Annotated in this window: 4 protein-coding genes; all 4 read left to right on the top strand. The window is 43.0% G+C overall.

Features of this window, described 5'->3' with window-relative positions; translation table 11 throughout:
• On the top strand, positions 1-380 hold a 380-nt coding region (locus tag AC1DSB_RS17220), incomplete at its 5' end, for an aldehyde dehydrogenase family protein (protein ID WP_477587198.1).
• Between the two features lie 75 nt (positions 381-455).
• Positions 456-1,328 carry a 3-hydroxyacyl-CoA dehydrogenase gene (locus tag AC1DSB_RS17215; protein ID WP_477587197.1) on the top strand — a complete coding sequence of 291 codons (873 nt, stop codon included), beginning with the start codon at positions 456-458 and terminating at the stop codon, positions 1,326-1,328.
• Positions 1,325-2,530 carry an acetyl-CoA C-acyltransferase gene (locus AC1DSB_RS17210; RefSeq protein ID WP_477532084.1) on the top strand — a complete coding sequence of 402 codons (1,206 nt, stop codon included), beginning with the start codon at positions 1,325-1,327 and terminating at the stop codon, positions 2,528-2,530. Before AC1DSB_RS17215 ends, AC1DSB_RS17210 begins: the two co-directional genes overlap by 4 nt.
• Positions 2,531-2,713: 183 nt before the next feature.
• On the top strand, positions 2,714-3,023 hold a 310-nt coding region (locus tag AC1DSB_RS17205), incomplete at its 3' end, for an enoyl-CoA hydratase-related protein (protein ID WP_477587196.1).

Below are 3,023 nucleotides of genomic sequence, written 5' to 3'. Positions count from 1 at the left end.
GGTATGAGCCGACAATCATCGCAAACGTTAACCACGACATGAAGGCTGTAACAGATGAAATCTTCGGACCAGTTGTCGTTGTGATGAAATTCAAAGATGAAAAAGAAGCGATCCGCCTAGCAAACGATACTGAGTTCGGATTAGGTTCGGCTGTCTGGTCTAAAGATGGAGCACGTGCTACTCGCGTTGCCAATCAGATTCAAGCTGGAATCGTTATGGWCAACTGTCCGTTCTCTGCCTTCCCTGGAACGCCTTTTGGTGGCTATAAACAATCCGGATTTGGGCGCGAACTATGCATAGAAACATTGGACCTTTATACAGAAACGAAAAGTATTTTATCGTACTATGGTAGCCGTCCTTTAAATCCGTTCGGTCTATAAAATCTTTTAAATGACGGACAGGGAGTTATCCAACCCCCTGTCCGTATTCTTTCACCTCAAAAGGAGGAATATCTCGTGATTAATCGTATTGTTGTCGTCGGTTCAGGTTTGATGGGCAGAGGAATTGCTTATGTTGGCGCAGTTGGTGGTTTTGACGTAACTGTAGTCGACATACATGAACATGCATTGGAAAATGCAAAAAAGGAAATTGAACGGATGTTTGAAAAAGGGATAGCGCTTGGAAAAATAACTTCTGATCATGCTTCAAATGCATTGCGGAACTTAAGTTTTCAACCTGACTTACCCGAAGCTGCACGAGAAGCGGATTTGATTATTGAAGCGGTTCCTGAAGAGATAGCTATAAAAAAACGAGTGTTTGAAACAATGGAAGAACACGCACCTGCTCATTGTTATTTCGCGACGAATACGTCAACGATGAGTCCGACAGAAATTGCTTCATTTGCAAAACGACCTGATAAAACGATAGCGATGCATTTTTTCAATCCTGTACATAAAATGCCGCTTGTTGAAATTGTCCGTGGCTTGGAAACGAGTGATGAAACTGCCAAAACAATCAAAGAAGTTGCAGAAAAGATGGGCAAAGAAACGGTTGTTATCAATGAATTCCCGGGATTTGTTACTAGTAGGATCAGTGCCCTTGTTGGTAACGAAGCCTTCTACATGCTTCAGGAAGGACTTGGCACACCTGAAGAAATTGATAAAGCAATTAAGCTCGGCTTAAATTATCCAATGGGTCCATTCGAACTTGTAGATTTGGTAGGACTCGACACTCGCCTAAACAACTTAAACTATTTACATGCAAAGCTCGGGGAGAAATACCGCCCGGCACCGCTCCTTGAACAATATGTCAAAGCGGGTCGTCTCGGACGAAAAACCGGCAAGGGTGTATACGACTATACAATAGAAGAAGAGTGGGTCAAGAAATGAGAGAAGTGGTCATCGTAGACGCAGTAAGAACACCTATTGGAAGATATAACGGTGCATTAAAAGATGTGCGACCTGATGACTTGGGAGCAGTCGTGATCAAGGCATTGATTGAGCGTAATCCAAGTCTGGTAACTTCACAAATTGAAGAAGTTGTTTTAGGGAATGCCAATCAGGCAGGAGAAGATAACCGCAATGTTGCACGTATGTCTGCATTATTAGCAGGACTTCCGGTTGAAGTGGCAGGCACCACGATAAATCGTCTGTGCGGTTCAGGTCTTGATGCTGTTATGTATGCTGCGAGAGCCATTGCAGTGGGAGATGGAGATGTTTACATCGCTGGTGGAACTGAAAGCATGACGCGCGCACCATTAGTCATAGCAAAACCAACTCAAGCATTCCCCAGAGGCAATATGGAATTGCAGGATACAACAATTGGTTGGCGCTTTACCAATAGTAAGTTAAAAGAGATGTACGGAACGGACTCGATGCCCGAGACTGCGGAAAATGTAGCGCAGCGGTTCAAAATTACACGAGCGAGTCAGGATCAATTTGCTTTTGAAAGCCAGCAACGAGCTAAAAAAGCATTGGAAGAAAACCGTTTTGCTGATGAAATTGTTCCGGTTGTTTATGTGGACCGAAAAGGAAATAACGTAATGGTGAATAAGGATGAGCATCCTCGTCCGGATACTACTTTTGAGAAACTCAGTCAACTGAAACCGATTTTTAAAGATGGTACGGTTACGGCAGGGAACGCTTCAGGGGTCAATGACGGTGCGTCTGCTTTGTTGCTGATGAGTGCAGAAAAAGCGAAAGAATTGAACTTAACACCTCTGGCGAAATACGTGGCCGGTGCTACAGCTGGCCTCGAACCAAATGTGATGGGGCTAGGTCCTATTTATGCGACGAGAAAAGTATTGGAACGAACCGGTCTGACTGCAAATGATATTGGATTGGTTGAATTAAATGAAGCCTTTGCCTCACAATCGCTTGAGTGTATAAAGCAATTAGAGCTGGACGATAAAAAAGTGAATGTTAATGGTGGTGCGATTGCATTTGGTCACCCTCTTGGTGCCAGTGGCGCAAGAATATTAACCACACTTTTATATGAAATGAAAAGAGAGAACGTTCAATATGGCCTGGCTACGATGTGTATCGGAGTCGGTCAGGGAATCGCAGCAATTATCGAGAATATATCGGAATAAGTTCAAATGTCCAAACAAGGCTGCCCCTCAGTTATAAAAATGTCAACATTTCACAGGGAAAACTGGGTATTCACAAGCATTTACTTATAATGCTAATAGTTCTGTAACGACTTCCGAGATTGAATAAAGCAAGACTTGAATGATTTAAAACTGCTGCACTTATTATTTGGAGGGAGGAGCAGTATGTCAACTGTTCTATATAGAAAAGAAAACCATATCGGGTATGTGACCATTAATAGAGAACAAGCTTTGAACTGCTTTAATTTCGAAACGCTTCAGGAACTGCAATCGGTGACAGATTCAATCTCTCTTGATCCAGATGTACGTGTTGTTATTTTCACTGGAGCTGGGGATAAAGCATTCAGTGCCGGAGCAGATTTAAAAGAACGCAAGACGCTGACTGAAACCGAAGTTCGAAGAAATGTGAGAGCTATTAGAGATGTATTTAATAGCATCGCAAATCTTCCTCAGCCCACGATTGCTGCCGTAAATG

Source organism: Paenisporosarcina sp. P4_E4_2, from assembly GCF_056401595.1.
This window is presented reverse-complemented; position numbering and strand designations above follow the sequence as displayed.